At 68.7% G+C, this 14,033-nt stretch carries 15 protein-coding genes; all 15 read right to left on the reverse strand.

Annotation, left to right across the window (positions count from 1 at the left end; translation table 11 throughout):
• Positions 1–1,080 carry a pilus assembly protein TadG-related protein gene (locus tag FAZ69_RS20555; RefSeq protein ID WP_136896935.1) on the reverse strand — a complete coding sequence of 360 codons (1,080 nt, stop codon included), beginning with the start codon at positions 1,078–1,080 and terminating at the stop codon, positions 1–3.
• 1 nt (position 1,081) lies between these two features.
• Positions 1,082–1,516, reverse strand: a complete 435-nt coding sequence (locus tag FAZ69_RS20560) for a TadE/TadG family type IV pilus assembly protein (RefSeq protein ID WP_136896936.1) — start codon at positions 1,514–1,516, stop codon at positions 1,082–1,084.
• Positions 1,513–2,433, reverse strand: coding sequence for a tetratricopeptide repeat protein (locus tag FAZ69_RS20565; protein WP_240702377.1), 921 nt, complete (start codon positions 2,431–2,433; stop codon positions 1,513–1,515). The genes FAZ69_RS20560 and FAZ69_RS20565 overlap by 4 nt, the downstream gene beginning before the upstream one ends.
• The gene (locus tag FAZ69_RS20570) at positions 2,430–3,410 is read right to left on the reverse strand and encodes a type II secretion system F family protein (protein ID WP_136896937.1); all 981 of its coding nucleotides are present in this window, start codon (positions 3,408–3,410) and stop codon (positions 2,430–2,432) included. Before FAZ69_RS20570 ends, FAZ69_RS20565 begins: the two co-directional genes overlap by 4 nt.
• Complete coding sequence (locus tag FAZ69_RS20575) at positions 3,407–4,390, reverse strand: type II secretion system F family protein (protein WP_136896938.1); 984 nt, start codon at positions 4,388–4,390, stop codon at positions 3,407–3,409. Before FAZ69_RS20575 ends, FAZ69_RS20570 begins: the two co-directional genes overlap by 4 nt.
• Positions 4,387–5,847, reverse strand: coding sequence for a TadA family conjugal transfer-associated ATPase (locus FAZ69_RS20580; protein ID WP_240702378.1), 1,461 nt, complete (start codon positions 5,845–5,847; stop codon positions 4,387–4,389). Before FAZ69_RS20580 ends, FAZ69_RS20575 begins: the two co-directional genes overlap by 4 nt.
• Positions 5,844–7,073 carry a CpaE/TadZ family protein gene (locus FAZ69_RS20585; protein WP_136896939.1) on the reverse strand — a complete coding sequence of 410 codons (1,230 nt, stop codon included), beginning with the start codon at positions 7,071–7,073 and terminating at the stop codon, positions 5,844–5,846. Before FAZ69_RS20585 ends, FAZ69_RS20580 begins: the two co-directional genes overlap by 4 nt.
• Positions 7,074–7,100: 27 nt before the next feature.
• On the reverse strand, positions 7,101–7,487 hold the full coding sequence (locus tag FAZ69_RS20590) for a CpaD family pilus assembly lipoprotein (RefSeq protein WP_136896940.1): 387 nt from the start codon (positions 7,485–7,487) through the stop codon (positions 7,101–7,103).
• A 16-nt stretch (positions 7,488–7,503) separates the two neighbouring features.
• The gene (locus tag FAZ69_RS20595) at positions 7,504–8,886 is read right to left on the reverse strand and encodes a type II and III secretion system protein family protein (protein ID WP_136896941.1); all 1,383 of its coding nucleotides are present in this window, start codon (positions 8,884–8,886) and stop codon (positions 7,504–7,506) included.
• Positions 8,887–8,950: 64 nt separating this feature from the next.
• Positions 8,951–9,964, reverse strand: coding sequence for a Flp pilus assembly protein CpaB (gene cpaB, locus FAZ69_RS20600; protein WP_136896942.1), 1,014 nt, complete (start codon positions 9,962–9,964; stop codon positions 8,951–8,953).
• A 33-nt stretch (positions 9,965–9,997) separates the two neighbouring features.
• Positions 9,998–10,471 (reverse strand): A24 family peptidase, encoded by a 474-nt coding sequence (locus tag FAZ69_RS20605; RefSeq protein WP_136896943.1) that lies wholly within the window; start codon positions 10,469–10,471, stop codon positions 9,998–10,000.
• Positions 10,472–10,574: 103 nt separating this feature from the next.
• Positions 10,575–10,754, reverse strand: coding sequence for a Flp family type IVb pilin (locus tag FAZ69_RS20610; protein WP_136896944.1), 180 nt, complete (start codon positions 10,752–10,754; stop codon positions 10,575–10,577).
• Positions 10,755–11,283: 529 nt separating this feature from the next.
• Positions 11,284–12,420 carry a CmpA/NrtA family ABC transporter substrate-binding protein gene (locus tag FAZ69_RS20615; protein WP_136896945.1) on the reverse strand — a complete coding sequence of 379 codons (1,137 nt, stop codon included), beginning with the start codon at positions 12,418–12,420 and terminating at the stop codon, positions 11,284–11,286.
• A gap of 9 nt (positions 12,421–12,429) precedes the next feature.
• The gene (locus FAZ69_RS20620; RefSeq protein WP_136897057.1) at positions 12,430–13,005 is read right to left on the reverse strand and encodes an ANTAR domain-containing response regulator; all 576 of its coding nucleotides are present in this window, start codon (positions 13,003–13,005) and stop codon (positions 12,430–12,432) included.
• 50 nt (positions 13,006–13,055) lie between these two features.
• The gene (gene cobA, locus FAZ69_RS20625) at positions 13,056–13,829 is read right to left on the reverse strand and encodes a uroporphyrinogen-III C-methyltransferase (protein ID WP_136897058.1); all 774 of its coding nucleotides are present in this window, start codon (positions 13,827–13,829) and stop codon (positions 13,056–13,058) included.
• Positions 13,830–14,033 lie beyond the last annotated feature (204 nt).

Below are 14,033 nucleotides of genomic sequence, written 5' to 3' on the forward strand. Positions count from 1 at the left end.
CTAGAGCGCGAGCCGCGGCGGCGTGTACGCGCCGAAAGGCGGCCCGACGCCGCTCGTCGACACCGATATCTTGTAGTTGGCGACGAAGTGCCCCTGGATGTACTTGCTGCTGCCGCCGCACGAGTTATCGATGTAGAACGCCGCGAACGCGACGACCTGCACGTAGGTATTCGACGACGTGAGCGTGGCGACGGGCATCAGCACGGTCGTGCCCGTGGGCACCGAGCTGTAGAGCGTGGTCTTCGCGCCGGGCTCGAGCCAGATGCTGTTGCCGATGCTGATGGCCGACGGATTGCCGTCCGCGATGAGGGTGCGAATCGTCGGCGTGTCGCTCGCCTGGACGAGGAACGACGTCCATTGGCCGGCCGAGCACGAGGAGGTGCCGTAGGTCTGGCCGTTGGTGATCTCGAACTCGTAGGGCGCGCCCGTCGTCGGGTCGATGAGCGGCTGGTTCGTGCTCGAGTTCCAGTATTGGTCGTAGATGCACTTGTCGAGCGCGACGGGAAAGAGCCCGCCCGCGTTGACCGTGCCCGGCGCGGCCATGATGGCCACGGCCGTCGCGCTGCCCGTCGTGCTGGAGACGCCGAAGAGGTGGGCGAGCAGCAGGCCGATGGGGCCGCCGTTGACGCTCGTCTGGCGCGTGACCGTGACCTGGACGGCCGGTACGTCGTTCGTGTCGTAGGAACTGAGCGTCAGGGTGGACGACTGCATGCTGGAGGGCGTGCCGGACACGTTCCAGTAGCCGTACTGGACCGTGTCCGTCGAAAGCGTCACGCCGTCCGAGGCGTTCAGCGAGATGCCGCTCGTCGCGGCCGTCGAGGCCGACGTCCAGCTCGGCGTGCCCGAGGTCGAGGGCGAGGTGGCGGAGTTCGACATCAGATTGGCGGCGCCGGCGAGCGCCGCTGCATCGGCGGCGTTCTGCAGCTCGTTGCGCACGACGGCCACGCGCGCGAGGTCGATGGCGAAGGCGCCGAACATCAGCAGCGGGATCAGGAACAGCAGAAAGAACAGCGTCACGGAGCCGCGCTCGGCACGGTTTCTCGGACGGGTAGTGGCGTGTGGCATGGCGGCCTCCCGCATTTCACTCGTAGTTCATGGTCGTCGCTGCGCTCAGCGTGACGGAGCCCGTGATCGCGCTGAACGCCGAGCCGAGGACGATGCCGTTGTAGGTGTAGCTGACCGTCACCGTGAGCGGATCGCCGGAGCTGGTGCCGCTCGGCTGGCTCACCGTGACGGTCGGTGTCGACGCCGTGCCGCCCGCGACCAGGTTGTTGTTCAGGTAATTGAGCGCGACGGTCTGGATCTGCGTCGTCGTGAGCACCGGCACATGGACGGTGACACCGGAGCGGGCGGCCTCGCGGCTCGCGTTCGTGATGATCGCCTTGTCGGTCAGGATGAGGCTCGTGTCGATGATGCCGAACAGCGTCGTCAGCAGGAACGGCAGCATGAGCACGAATTCTAGCGAGGCGACGCCGCGTTCATGGGCGCGCCGGGCGATGGGGGGCGCGCGCTTCATTGCGATGCCTCCGCCTGCGCGGCAGCAACGCCCGGCATGCCCGGGCTCGCGCCGGCCGATGCGGGGAGCACGGCGGCGGCAGGCGCCGCCGCCGTGGCGGCGTGCGCGCCGAGCCGCTCGCGCACGACCCGATAGAGCTGCAAGTTGTCGTCGACGGCCGAGGGAGGGAGCTCGAGCGAGAGGATCTTCTTCGCCGAGTCCGTGTTGCCGAGCACGCCGTAGGCGAACGCGAGGTCGGCGCGCGCCTGCCAGGGCGCGTCCGTGAGGCCCGTCACGTCGAGCAGGACGTTGACGCCCTCGCGCGGACGGCCCGCGAGCACGAGCGAGAGCCCGAGATCGACGCGCAGCCCGTGTTCGTCGGGATGCACGCGCAGCCCTTCGCGATACACGGCCTCGGCTTCGCCATGGCGGCCTTCGAGATCGAGCGAGGTGCCGAGACCTTCGCTGGCCGCGGCGTTGCCGGGATCCTTCGCGAGCAGCTGGCGATAGAGGCCCTGCGCCTCGGAGAGACGGCGCTGACGCAGCGCCACGCGGGCGAGCCCGAGCTGCGCGCCGGACTCGCCGGGCTTGGCCGCGAGGGCTTCTCCATAGAGCACGCGGGCGCGCTCGAAATCGCCGGCCAGATAGCGGGTGTCGGCCAGCCCGAGCCTCGCTTCGAACGAGTGGGGCTTGGCGGCGAGCACCTTGTTGTAGAGCGTTTCGGCCAGCTCGACGTTGCCGCTCGCGAGCGCGCTCGCGGCGAGCTTCAGATCCGCCGAGGGATCGCGCTCGGGATGCGAGAGCGCGGGCTGCAGCTTGATCTCGTCGCGTGTGCTCGAGCAGCCCACGAGCAGGGCGGCCGGCGCGGCCATGAGAAGCGCCGCCGCCAGACAAGCGAACGGGGAGGCTGCGCGCGCAAGGGCGGATGTCGTCTTCATGGCTGTTGGTTATGGAAGACCGCGATGAGGCGGATGATCGCCGGGCCCGCGGCGATCATCGCGACGGTCGGGAGAATGAACAGCATCATCGGCACCGTCATCTTCGGCGCGAGCTTCGCGGCTTTTTCCTCGAGCGTGACCATCTGTTCCTTGCGCATCGTTTGCGAGAGCGTGCGCAAGGCCTGGGTGATCGGGGTGCCGTACTGCTGCGACTGGATCAGCGTCGTCGCGAGGCTGCGCAACGACGGCAGGCCCGTGCGCAGCGCGAGGTTGCGCAGCGCGGACGCGATGTTGCCGGAGACCTGCAGCTCGTCGGCGGTCAGCTTCAGCTCGTCGGCGAGCGGCGGGCAGATGCGCGTGAGTTCCTGCGCCACGCGCTTGATGCTCACGAGGAGGCTGTTGCCCGCGTTGGTGCAGATCACGAGCAGGTCGATCGCGTCGGACAGGCACACGGCGATCGCCTTCTTGCGCTGCCGGGCCACGAAGCCGAGCGCGTACTCCGGCACGATGAGGCCGATGACGAACGCGCCCGCCATCATCAGCGCGCGAAACGCGAAGATTTCCCCGAAGCGCGGCACGAACGGCCCGCCGGCGATCGCGGCGAGCGCGAAGAGCGTGCCCCAGAAAAGTTTCAGCCCGACCATCACGGCGACGGCGCGGCGGTCGCGAAAGCCGGCGTTCATGAGCTTTCCCGCGAGCGCGGCGCGCTGGTCGGGGCCGAACATCGACACGCGCTCGCCGACGAACGCGAGGTGCCGGGAGAGGGTTTCCTTCAGCTGGTCGGCCGCATCCGGCCCGCCGGCGCGCGAGCGGGGCGTGCCGGCGCGCGTCACGGCGAGCCGCATGCGTTGCGCGATGCGGCGTCTCGTGGGCTGGCGCGAGCGCAGCAGCGTCAGGGCGATGGCGCCGGCGAGCAGGCCGAGCAGCGCCAGATCGAAGGCGCCGCCGGTGCCGAAGGTGTGAAGGAGCAGGTTCATCGCGACGTGTCCAGTCTCGCTATCTTGCGAATCAAGGTAAGGCCGATGACGAGCATCACCGCCGAGACCGCCAGGATCTTGTGGCCCGCGCGCGTCTCGAAGAGCAGCATCGTGTACGGCCGGTTCACGAGATAGAGGAAGCCGGCGAGCACGAACGGGATGACCGAGATGATCTGCGTCGTGATGCGCCCTTCGGCCGTCAGCGCGCGCGTCTTGACGCGGATGTCGCGGCGCGCGCGGATGATCTCGGAGAGCTCCTCGAGCGTCTCTCCGAGACTGCCGCCGGTCTCGCGCTGCATCAGCAGGTAGACCATGAAGAACGAGAAGTCCGCGATCTGGAGCCGCTCGCCGGCTTGCGTGAGCACCTCTTTCAGATCGGCGCCGAGGAGCAGGCCGTCGCCCATCGTGCGGAACGCCGAGCGCACGGGCTCCTCGGCCTCGTGTCCCACCGTGCCGATCGCCTGCACGACCGGAATGCCGGCGCGCACGGCGCGCACGATGAGATCGATCGCGTCGGGGAAGGCTTCGAGAAAGCGGGCGCGAAAGCGCTGCACGAGGAAGCGGTGGGTCATGCGTGCCGCCAGGGCGGACGCCGCAATGGCGAGCGGCACGGCGAGCACCCCCGGCAGATTGGCGAGAGCGCCTGCGACGAGGGCGGCGAGGAACCCCGCACAGAGGGCCGCGACGATGAAGTAAGGTCCGCGCGGGCCGCCCACGGCGCGCACGCGCGCGACATACCGCCGGAACCAGACAGCGATGCGATTGCTGTCGCGCTCGAGGTTGAAGAGCGCGACGCCTTTCGCCTTCTTCTGCCGCACGGTCTTCTTGCGCTGTTGCTGGCTCGCCGCGAGCCGGCGCATCCGTTCCCGTACGCGCGCTTCCGGCCGGTTGCGCGAGAGGTCTAGCAGCGACAGCACGATGAGTCCGCCGACCACGATCATGAAGAAAGCCCCGATGGCGACGAGATCGGCGACGCTCATGACTTGATCGCCTCCGCGAGCGCGGCTTCCTGGCCGTAGTAGGCGGCGCGCGGCGCGAACCCGGGCCGCACCGAGGTGGTCTCGAAGCCGCCTTTCACGTCGTCGCGCGAGGCGCCCGCGTTCTGGCGGAACGAGAAGAGATCCTGCGTGATGACGACGTCGCCCTCCATGCCGACGAGCTCGGTCACGCGCGTCACGCGCCGCATGCCGTCGCGCATGCGCTCGACCTGGACGATCATGTGCACGGCGCTGGCGATCTGGCGCCGGATCGAGAGCAGCGGCAGGTTGCCGTTGGCCATCATGACCATGCTCTCGAGCCGGCTGATCGCGTCGCGCGGCGTGTTCGCGTGAATCGTCGTCATCGAGCCGTCGTGGCCCGTGTTCATCGCCTGGAGCACGTCGAACGCTTCGGCGCCGCGCGTCTCGCCGAGGATGATGCGGTCCGGGCGCATCCGCAGCGCGTTGCGCACGAGGTCGCGCTGCGAGACGGCGCCGAGGCCCTCGGAGTTCTCGGGGCGCGTTTCGAGGCTGACCACGTGCGGCTGCTGCAACTGGAGCTCGGCGGCATCCTCGATCGTGACGATGCGCTCGTGCTCGTCGATGTGCTGCGAGAGCGCGTTGAGCAGCGTCGTCTTGCCCGAGCCGGTGCCGCCCGAGATGATGACGTTCAGGCGGCACATGCAGGCGATCTTGAACACCTGGAGCATGGCCGGCGAGATGTTGCCCTGCTGCGCCATGCGCGCGAGCGTGATGTTGCGCTTCGAGAACTTGCGGATCGAGATCGAGGCGCCGCGCAGCGCGATCGGCGGCAGCACGACGTTCACGCGGCTGCCGTCGGCGAGCCGCGCGTCGACCATCGGGCTGCTCTCGTCGACGCGCCGGCCCACGGCCGCAGCGATACGCTGCGCGACGTGGGTGACGTGCTGGTTGTCGCGGAACTTGAGCGGCGTGAGCACGAGCTTGCCGCTACGCTCGACGAAGACCTGGTCGGGACCGTTGACGAGGATGTCCGTGACGGTCTCGTCCGTGAGCAGCGGCTCGATCGGCCCGAGACCGAACATGTCGTTGAGGAGCGCATCGACGATCGCCGCCTGCTCGGCGGCCGTGATCGTCAAGCGGTTGCGCTCGACCGTGTGAGCGGCGACTTCGGCGATGCCCTTGCGCACTTCCTCGCGCGTTTTCATGAGGGCCGCCGACATGTTCATCAAGGCGAACACGGCCGTGCGGATCGCGTCGTACTTGTTCGAGCGGATCAGCGTTTCGCGCGCGGCGTGCGCGGCGTGCGCGGCGTGCGCGGGCGGGCGCGAGGGCGCGGACGCGTGCGCCGGCTCGCCGTCGTCGCGGGGCGCGTGCGCGGCGTGCGTGTCGGCCGAGGGGGCGGCATGCGCCGCTTTGGGCGGCACCGCCGCTGTCGCCGGGAGCGCGCCCGGGGCGCGATCTTTCTGGCCGAACTTCATGCGCTCCTCCCCGGCTTCTTCAGGAGGCTTGCGTACCAGGGCTGCGTGGTTTTCGCGGTGTGCTGCGCGCCCGTCATCTCGCGCACGAGCGCGTCGATGGCGCCGCGAAAGCCGCTGTGCTGGCGGCCGCGGTTGACGGGCTCGCCGAGGTTCTCGGCGAACGCGAGCGCCTTCGGATCGTAGGGCAGCTCGCACGCGACGAGGCGGCCGAAGGCGTCGCCGAAGTCCGAGGCGCTCACGCGGCCCGCGACGGGCTCGAGCGGATTGTTGAGCAGCACCGAGACGCTGCGCTCGCCGGGCAGCTCCTGGACGAAGCGGACGAGCCGCGCGCATTCGTGCGCGCCGTGAACCGAGCGGTCCGCGACGAGATAGACATGGTTGGCCGCGTGAAGCGCTTCGTCGGTGAGGCGCCCGGCGCGAGCGGGCACATCGACGAGCACGTAGTGGAAATGGCGCTTGAGCGTATCGATGATCTCCGCCACGGCGCCCGTGCGGATCGGCACCTCCGAGCCGTAAGGGTGCTCGCCCGAGAGGATCGCGAGCCGCCCGCCCTTCGAGACGAGCATGCGTTCGACCGACTGCGGCTCGGGCCGCGCATCGAACTCGAGCAGCTCGATGAGCCCGTTGTTGCTGGGGAGGTCGAGCTGCGAGCAGGCCGAGCCGCCGTGCAGATTCAGATCGAGATAGACGACGCGGCGCCGCTCGCCGGCGAGCCGCCGCGCGAGCGCGACGCCGATCGTCGTGACGCCGACGCCGCCGCGCGCGCCGGCGAGGCCGAGGACCTTGCCCATGCGCACCTGCATGACGGGCTCGTTCGCCGTGAGCGAGCGCCGCAGCAGGTCGGCCGTGAGCGGCTTGACGACGTAGTCCTGCACGCCGATGCGCAGCAGGTTGCGAAACAGCCCGACGTCGTTTTGCTTGCCGATCGCGATGACGGCGACCGACGGATCGCAGACCTGCGCGAGGCGCGTCAAGTCCGAGAGCGGCATGGCCGAGTCCGAGACGTCGACGATCAGCTGGCGCGGCGGGTGCTCCATCTTCTCGATGAGCGCGATCGTCTCGTTGAAGGTTCCGACGCGCGCCTGCGCGTGCGAGATGTGCTGATCGAGGATCAGGTTGTTGATCACGGACGCGCTCGCTTCGTCGGCGACGATCGCGAGGAAGTCCACCTCACGCTGCGACGAGGCCTGGTGCTCCGGATGCGCTTGATGTTCGGCGACGTTCATGATGGCTCGCGACGGGGCGGGGGGGGGTTATTTGCCGACTGTGGTGGTCGTCACCTTGGCGGCCGCGGGCTCCTTCACCTTGTCCTCCTCGTAGCGGCGCACGGCCTGCGCCGCGGTGCCCGCGTCGGCGCCGCCGTAGGGCACGCTGTCGACGAGGTCCTCGGGCCGCGCGAGCATGCCCGCGAGGTTGGTGTAGGTCGCGCAGCCGAAGGCGACGCCGGGCCGGCGAAAGCCGGCATCGACGAAATGCGAGCGCTCGACGAGCTGCTCGCAGTCGGGCGGCACCGCTTGCGTGCCGTTGAAGCCGATGACGGAGGAATCGGGCATGCCGCGCGGCGGCGGGGCGGACAGGCAGCCGGCGAGGGCGAGGGGAGCGAGAAGCGCGGTGAGCGCAGTCAGGGTTCGGCAGGACATGGCGTGCTCCTCGCGTTCAATAGACGAAGCCGGCATTGCCGGTGAGGCGCGGCGTGTCGCCCGCGAGCGGGTCGAGCCCGAACTCGTGCTGGAGCGAGAACTCGAGATCGCCGCTCGGCTTCGTGATCGTCTCGATCGCCTGGCGCGTGCGGCTCGGGCTCGTCGGCTGCACGAGGTAGGGCGTGACGATCACGACCAGTTCGGTTTTGTTGTCCTGGAAATTCTTCGACGAGAAGAGCTTCCCGATCACGGGCAGCCGGCCGAGCCCCGGTACCTGCGCGATCACGTCGCTGTCCGTGCTTTGCAGGAGACCGCCAATCGCGAAGCTCTGCCCGCTCGCGAGCTCGACGGTCGTCTCGACGCGGCGCACCGTCAGCGCGGGGATCTTGAAGCCGCTGAGGGTCACGGCATCGGCCTGGTCGAGCTGGCTGACCTCGGGCCGCACCTTGAGGCTGATCCGGTTGTCGGCGAGCACGGTCGGCGTGAAATCGAGCGAGACGCCGAACGGCTTGAACTCGACCGTGACGGAGGTGGACGCGATGCTGCCGCCCGAGCCGCTCTGCGCGACCGGGATCGGGATCTCGCCGCCGGCGAGAAAGCTCGCCGTCTCGCCCGACATCGCGGTCAGGTTCGGCTCGGCCAACATCGTGACGAGGCCGTCCTGGTCGAGGGCCTGCAGCACGGTGTCGAGCGTGACGCCGTTCGAGAGACTGCTCGCGCAGCCGTTGGACACGCAAAACGAGGTCAGCGAGGGTGGGAAGAGGACGCTGCTGAAGAAATGCGAGCCGAAATTGCCGAGCACGTTCCAGTTGATGCCGAGCTGCTGGGTGATGTTGCGGTTGACCTCCGTCACGCGCACGCGCAGGTTCACCTGGATCGGGTGGGCGATCGTCATCTTGTTGACGATGGTTTCCTTCTCGTGGAGATAGGGCTTGAGCGTCTCGAGGGCGGAGTCGGCCTCGGTCGCGCTCGGCACGTCGCCGGCGACCATCAGCGAACCCGGTGCGCCTGACACCGTGAGATGCAGCTGCGGGAAACGCGTGTCGAGCAGACGCTGGAGCGAGCGCACGTCGGTGGCGACGACGACCGTCTTGCGCAGGATCGTCCGGTTGTTCGCGCCGAGCGCGAGCAGCGTCGTCGTGCCGGCCTTCTTGCCGAGCACGAAGACCGTGCGCGGCGTCGGCACCTGGATGTCGGCGACGTCCGGATTGGCCACGAACACGGCGACCGCTGGCTCGGGGAGCGTCAGGACCTCGCCGCCGCCGTCGTAGACCGTGAGGACGGCGCCGCCGTCGCTGTCGGCGCGGGCCGCTCCGGCATGCGCGAGCGTGAACGCGAGTGCGGCGGCGAGCGGCCAGAGCCAACGTGAACGGGCAATCGAGCGAAGCATGCGGGGCATTGTTTGGCGGACTCCTCGTGGCGTGGTTCGTCGTGGTACCTGATCAGCTCCGGCAGGCCCGTCGTCAATGCACCGCGGCCGGGGTGCCCGTCGCGGCTATGGCGGGCGCTGCGGCCGGCGGCGGCGTTGCCGGCAGCGGCGGCAGGCCCGGTGTGCCCGTCGCGCCGTTGGCGGCCGGGGTATCGCCGCTTGCCACCGAACCCCGATAGACGACGACCGGATGCGCTATCTTCGCGCCGCCAGCCGCGCCGGCTGCCGCGCTCGTGTTTTGCTGGGCAATGGCCCGCAGCCCTCGGGAGACGTCGCCGGCCCAGACGGGCGGCGTGTCGGGGCCGAGCTCGCCGCCGGCGGCCGGCTGGTCGCGGTCGCTCGTGGCGAAGCTGCGCAGCGCGAGCGAGAGCGTGCCGAGATGCGTCGCGACCGAGACCACCTGTGCCGTGCGCGGCGAGACTTCGAGCGTGACCGTGCGCGCACTCGGGTTGGTCGCCGCGGGCTCGGATGCAGGCTTCTGGCGCTGGAATGCCGAGCCGATCGCGAGCACGCGCACGCGCCTCACCACCGTTTCGGATTCGACCGACTGCTCGGGCGCGACCGGCACATCGGCTGCAGCCTTCAACTGCTGGGTGAGCAGCACGTCGACATAGTCGCCGGGCTGAATGAGCCCGGCATTGCCCGAGACCTCGTCGATCGCGACCGAGACCGCGCGCAAGCCGGGCTTGAGCGCGGCGGCGAGGAAGTCGGGCGCGTCGGCCTGGGTCACGGCGGTGGTGACGAGCGGCGCGCCGGCGGGGAGGTTCTCGCGCAGCAGGGCGCCTTTCAGGCGGCTGCTGCCGCTTTGGTCCGGGGTGTCGACGAGCGCGCCCTTCGGCACCTTGTCCGCCTCGACATTGCGCCAGGCGAGATCGCTTTCGCGCAGCAGCAGGCCCGCCGGCAGATCGGCTGCGGCGTAGGGCACGCGCACGAGCTGCGGGGGGGCGCTCGGCCGTGGCGCCGCGGCGGCGACGAAGAGCGTACGCAGCACCAGCGCGCCAATCAGCGCAACGACGACAAGAGCGGCGATTCTGACGATATTGGACATGGTGGTGAGCGTGGGCAGTGGCGGTTCGGCAGGCTAAGTGCCCGGCATGTGGCCGACGACGAGCGGTCCCCAGACCGCCACGACGCCGCCCAGCGCCAGCGCGACGCCGTAGGGCACGCCTTCGCGAGCCGGCTTTTGTCTGTCTTTGCGCAAGAGTCGCGGGGCCAGGAGCGCGAGGGCGACGATGAGGCCGCTCGCGCTGATGACGAACAGGACGGGCAGGGCGAGCGCCGGTCCTGCCCAGAGGAAGACGGCGGCCGCGAGCTTGGCGTCGCCGCCGCCGATGCAGCCGAAGTGGAACAGCAGTGCCGAGAGCGCGAGCGCCGCTGCGGCGAGGCCCGCGTGATGCGCGAGAACCGCGGGGCTCGTGTGCGCGAGCCCCGCGGCTACGGGATAGAGGCAGGCCACCGTCGCCACGGCCGCATTCGGCAGGCGTCGGAAACGGAGGTCGTGCGCCGCAAGCGCGGCGAGCACGAGCGAGGTGGCCAACGGCACGAGGTAGAGCATGGTCGTAGCGGTACGTGCCGATTCCGCCGCCGCGCGAGGCGAGATGTGCCCGGTCGTCAGGGCCGTGGAGTCTCGCCGGGCGGAGCGCGGCCGGGAAGCGGCGTCAGATCGCGGACGAGATCTTGGTCATCAGAGTCGTGAAGAGCGATGAAAGACCGCTGCTGCCGCTTAGCACGGAGCCGGCGCCGACCACCGCAACCACGATGATGCCGGCCAGTACTGCGTATTCGAGTGCGCTGACGCCACGTTCGTCACGGGCCAGGGATTTGATGAGTTGTAGCATGGGTCTCTCCGCAAAGAGGATCCGGCCACAGAGTTTGGCCGTTGCCCCGTTCGAGTGTGGTCACCGCCGTGTTCCAGTCAAGGCTTCTCCACGCGGCGGCATGCATGGTTGGCCAACACCTGCTGTTGCTGCCCGTCGCCGGCGAGGTTGCCGCAGGCGGTATGGGTTGCAAACGTTTGCGTAATCGTCTGCGGTTGCCATTTTTGCGGATAGTAGGGGAAGCGACTATTAAGAAATAGAAAAATTTGCCGACAACGTCTGATCTATCCGAAGGTATAGGCGATTGAAAAAGCCTACGCAAATATCGTTAACGATTAGTCGTAAGGTATGAACAAAGTGCTGGGTTTTATAGGCGTGGCGGGCGGCCTTCTTACACGCTTATTGCTCTGATGATATGCGTGAAAGATTGGGAAAGGAATTCGGATTGAATAAGCGAGGTCACCCTACGGCTTTGCCGTGATGTGCCTCGCTGTTCGCCGCCGGGCAGGCTCAGTTCTGAATGGAGCGCCTTGAATCAGCTGCCAAGCCGTCAGGCCGTGAAGGCGCCCCACGCCTCTCCATCGATCAGTACATCCACGCGCATCTCTTCCGGAATCGGCACGCCGCAGCGCGCGGCCGCTTCGCGATAGAGCGAGGTCTGATTGATGCTCGCGGCGATGGCCGCGTCGCTCGCGCCCTCGCCGTCGCGCAGCAGGTTCCAGCGCCGGTACTGCGCGAGGAACCACTGGCCGTCCGAGAGCCGCGGGTAGTTCACCGCGCCGCCGTCGAAGAAGCTGACGGGCAGCGGCGGCTTCGCGAACTGCGCGCCCTCGTAGACGCCGACGAGCCGCGGCTCGATCAGCTCGCGCGGCACGTCGAGCACGTCGGGCTTGGCGAGCCAATTCGAAATCTCCGAGCGATGCTCGCGCGCATCGACCCAGCGGCAAGCCTCCAGCATCGTCTGTACGAGCGCACGCGCGGTATTGGGGTGGTGCGCCACGAAATCGCGCCGGCACGCCAGCACTTTCTCTGGATGCCCAGGCCAGATCGCGCTCGTCGCAATCGCCGTGCGTCCCGCGCGCCGCGCTTCGGCCACCGCATTCCACGGCTCGCCGGCGCAAAAACCGTCGAGCTTGTTCTCGGCGAGCGCATCGACCATCTGCGGCGGCGGGATCACGACGCTTTGAATGTCGCGCAGCGGATGCACGCCTTGCGCCGCGAGCCAGTAATAAAGCCACATGGCGTGCGTGCCGGTCGGGAACGTCTGCGCGAACACGGGCGGACGCCCCAGCGAGGCGAGCGCCGCCTTGAGGCTGTCGTGCTCCTTCAGCGCCTGCGCAAGCGCGTTCGACACCGTGATGCCCTGGCCGTTGCGATTGAGCACCATCAGCACGGCCATGTCCGCCTGCGGCCCGCCGATGCCCAGTTGCACGCCATAGACGAGCCCGTAGAGCGAGTGTGCGGCGTCGAGCTCGCCGGAGAGCAGTTTGTCGCGCACGGCCGCCCACGACGGCTGGCGGCACAGCTCGAGCGTGAGCCCGTGGCTATGGCCGAATTCGAGCACCTTGGCGGCCACGAGCGGCGCGGCATCGGAAAGCGCCACGAAGCCAAGGCGCAGATGCGTTTTCTCGGGCTTGGCCGCGGCGTCGCCGTCAAGGGTTTCGGGTTGGGAGGAAGGCGTAGTCATAGCGTGCAGTCAACCGAGAAGATCGGCGATCGAAACGAGCTGCCGGGCGACCTCGGCAACCTTGATGCCCTGGTCCATCGCGCGCTTGCGCAGCGTCGCATAGGCTTCCTGCTCGGACATCTTGCGGCGGTCCATCAAGAGACGCTTGGCGCGGTCGATGAGCTTGCGGTCGGCGAGCTCGCTTTCGGCTTGGGCCAGGCGCTGGCGCAGCTTCTCTTCGTGTGCGAAGCGCGCGAGCGCGACTTCGAGAATCGGCGCGAGCCGCTCCGCCGCGAGCCCTTCGACGAGATAGGCGGTGACGCCTGAGTCGACGGCGGCGCGGATCAGCTGCTGGTTCGCGTCGCTGCTGAACATCAGCACCGGGCGCGGCGCGGTCTCGTTCATCACCGCGAGCTGTTCGAGCGTGTCGCGCGAGGGCGATTCGGTGTCGATGATGACGACGTCGGGCCGCTCGCTCTCGACCACCTTCGGCAGCGCCTGCGGCGTGGCGGCCTCGGGCAGCATGTCGTAGCCGAGGCGTGCGAGCGCCTCGCGCAAATCGCCGATCGGTTTGTCGGTGTCGGTGACGAGCAGCACGCGCAGCATGGGAGAGGGTGAATTCGGCAAATCAGGTTTCCAGTGCGCCAAAGGCCGGGTCAGGCGGCGCGCTCATGTGTCGAATATACCCATTCCCGGGCGGCCTGGGCGAACCCTTCGGCCTCGCCGATCGCGTCGCCGATCAGGATCACGGCCGGGCTGCCGAAGCCGGCCGCGGCGGCATCGGCAGCCACGCGATCGAGCCGGCTCAAGAGGCGCCGCTCGCGCGAGGTGCCCGCCCACTGGACGACGGCCGCCGGCGTCGATGCCGCCAGGGTCTCGCCGAGCCGGGCGCAGACGTGCTCGATGCGGCCCATGCCCATGTAGATCGCGAGCGTGGTGCGCGTCGCGGCGAGCGCGGCCCAGTCCGGCTCGCTGTGGTCCTGCAGGTGGGCGGTGACGAAGGTCACGCCCTGGCAGTGCTCGCGATGCGTGAGCGAGAGGCCGAGCCCCGCCGCCGCCGCGAAGCCCGACGAAATGCCGTTGACGATCTCGACTTCGATGCCGGCTGCGCGCAGGTCCGTGATTTCTTCGCCCGCGCGGCCGAACAGCAACGCCTCGCCGCCCTTCACGCGCACGACGTGCAGCCCCTTCGACGCGTAGCGCCGCATCAGCCGCTGGATGAACGCCTGCGGCGTCGACTTGCAGCCGCCGCGCTTGCCCACGCGGATCACGCGCGCGTTCGGCGCGAGCGTCGCGATCTCCTCGTTCGCGAGATCGTCGAGCAGGAGGACGTCGGCGCGCGCCAGCGCGTTGGCCGCGCGGATCGTCAGCAGGTCGAGGTCGCCGGGGCCTGCGCTCAGCAGCGTGACTTTGCCGGTCGTGGGCGTCATCGTCATGGTGTCCTTCCTGTTGGCAATGATGTGTTGTTCAATGTTCTTAGACTCGCTGACAAAACTGGCTTCGGGTTTTTGTTCTTGCTGCTTAGGTTTTCGTGCAACCTTGAATTCGCGCCGGTCCGTATAGTCCGTCCCTCCCCGGGACCGGGGTCACTTTGGTCTTGCCCAAAGTAACCAAAGGCGTGTCCTGGGCGGACG

It is taken from the genome of Trinickia terrae, assembly GCF_005144415.1.
In the GTDB taxonomy this organism is placed as follows: domain Bacteria; phylum Pseudomonadota; class Gammaproteobacteria; order Burkholderiales; family Burkholderiaceae; genus Trinickia_A; species Trinickia_A terrae.

Coding starts and splice junctions, on each gene's coding strand:
- FAZ69_RS20555 (WP_136896935.1), bottom strand. CDS start 1,080: ATGCGGGAGGCCGCCATGCCACACGCCACTACCCGTCCGAGAAACCGT.
- FAZ69_RS20560 (WP_136896936.1), bottom strand. CDS start 1,516: ATGAAGCGCGCGCCCCCCATCGCCCGGCGCGCCCATGAACGCGGCGTC.
- FAZ69_RS20565 (WP_240702377.1), bottom strand. CDS start 2,433: ATGAAGACGACATCCGCCCTTGCGCGCGCAGCCTCCCCGTTCGCTTGT.
- FAZ69_RS20570 (WP_136896937.1), bottom strand. CDS start 3,410: ATGAACCTGCTCCTTCACACCTTCGGCACCGGCGGCGCCTTCGATCTG.
- FAZ69_RS20575 (WP_136896938.1), bottom strand. CDS start 4,390: ATGAGCGTCGCCGATCTCGTCGCCATCGGGGCTTTCTTCATGATCGTG.
- FAZ69_RS20580 (WP_240702378.1), bottom strand. CDS start 5,847: ATGAAGTTCGGCCAGAAAGATCGCGCCCCGGGCGCGCTCCCGGCGACA.
- FAZ69_RS20585 (WP_136896939.1), bottom strand. CDS start 7,073: ATGAACGTCGCCGAACATCAAGCGCATCCGGAGCACCAGGCCTCGTCG.
- FAZ69_RS20590 (WP_136896940.1), bottom strand. CDS start 7,487: ATGTCCTGCCGAACCCTGACTGCGCTCACCGCGCTTCTCGCTCCCCTC.
- FAZ69_RS20595 (WP_136896941.1), bottom strand. CDS start 8,886: ATGCCCCGCATGCTTCGCTCGATTGCCCGTTCACGTTGGCTCTGGCCG.
- cpaB (WP_136896942.1), bottom strand. CDS start 9,964: ATGTCCAATATCGTCAGAATCGCCGCTCTTGTCGTCGTTGCGCTGATT.
- FAZ69_RS20605 (WP_136896943.1), bottom strand. CDS start 10,471: ATGCTCTACCTCGTGCCGTTGGCCACCTCGCTCGTGCTCGCCGCGCTT.
- FAZ69_RS20610 (WP_136896944.1), bottom strand. CDS start 10,754: ATGCTACAACTCATCAAATCCCTGGCCCGTGACGAACGTGGCGTCAGC.
- FAZ69_RS20615 (WP_136896945.1), bottom strand. CDS start 12,420: ATGACTACGCCTTCCTCCCAACCCGAAACCCTTGACGGCGACGCCGCG.
- FAZ69_RS20620 (WP_136897057.1), bottom strand. CDS start 13,005: ATGCTGCGCGTGCTGCTCGTCACCGACACCGACAAACCGATCGGCGAT.
- cobA (WP_136897058.1), bottom strand. CDS start 13,829: ATGACGCCCACGACCGGCAAAGTCACGCTGCTGAGCGCAGGCCCCGGC.